The sequence below is a fragment of the Herbaspirillum sp. B65 genome, from assembly GCF_000333555.1.
GTDB lineage: Bacteria > Pseudomonadota > Gammaproteobacteria > Burkholderiales > Burkholderiaceae_D > Herbaspirillum > Herbaspirillum rubrisubalbicans.
On the sequence record NZ_BADI01001079.1, the window covers coordinates 1 to 884 of the forward strand.

Here is an 884-nt window from a genome sequence, read left to right on the forward strand (position 1 = left end):
TCGAGTCATACATGAAAATAGTTCTTTATAACTTTTGTGTATCATATTCAACGTGGCCTTCCTTCAAAAATCAATAGAATCAAGCGTTTGCCGGGGATAGTTGAGCCGGCCGTGATGCAAAAAGAAATTTGTTAAAAAGTATGAAATACACCGATTTACGAGACTTTATTTCCAAATTGCAACAAAAAGGAGAGCTGAAACGCGTCTCGCATCCGGTTTCGTCCCATCTGGAAATGACCGAAATTGCCGATCGCACCCTGCGGGCCGAAGGTCCGGCGCTTCTTTTTGAGCAGGTCGACCAGAAAAATATCCCCGTTCTCGCGAATCTTTTCGGTACTCCCCACCGTGTGGCCTTGGGTATGGGGGCGCAAAGCATCAGTGAATTGCGTCGCATCGGCCATCTGCTGGCGCGTCTGAAGGAGCCAGAGCCGCCCAAGGGCATCAAGGATGTGCTGGACCTGGGCGGGCTGGTGAAGTCGCTGTGGGACATGGCGCCCAAGGAGCGTAGCTCGGCGCCTTGCCAGGATGTGGTGTGGGAGGGCCAGGACGTGGACTTGTCGCGCTTGCCGATCCAGCACTGCTGGCCGGGCGACATCGCTCCGTTGATCACCTGGGGCCTGGTCATCACCAAGGGGCCGCACAAGAAGCGTCAGAATCTGGGCATCTATCGCCAGCAGGTGCTGGGTCCCAACAAGGTCATCATGCGCTGGCTGGCCCATCGGGGCGGGGCGCTGGATTTTCGCGAGCACTGCATCGCCCATCCGGGCCAGCCTTATCCGGTGGTGGTGGCATTGGGTGCCGATCCGGCCACTATATTAGGAGCGGTCACGCCGGTGCCCGATAGCCTTTCCGAAATACAGTTCGCTGGCCTCTTGCGCGGCAGT

General features: G+C 56.4%; 1 protein-coding gene. It reads left to right on the plus strand.

Annotation, left to right across the window (positions count from 1 at the left end; all coding sequences use genetic code 11):
* Positions 1-140: 140 nt before the first annotated feature.
* On the plus strand, positions 141-884 hold a 744-nt coding region (locus I5W_RS25630), incomplete at its 3' end, for a UbiD family decarboxylase domain-containing protein (RefSeq protein WP_044531374.1).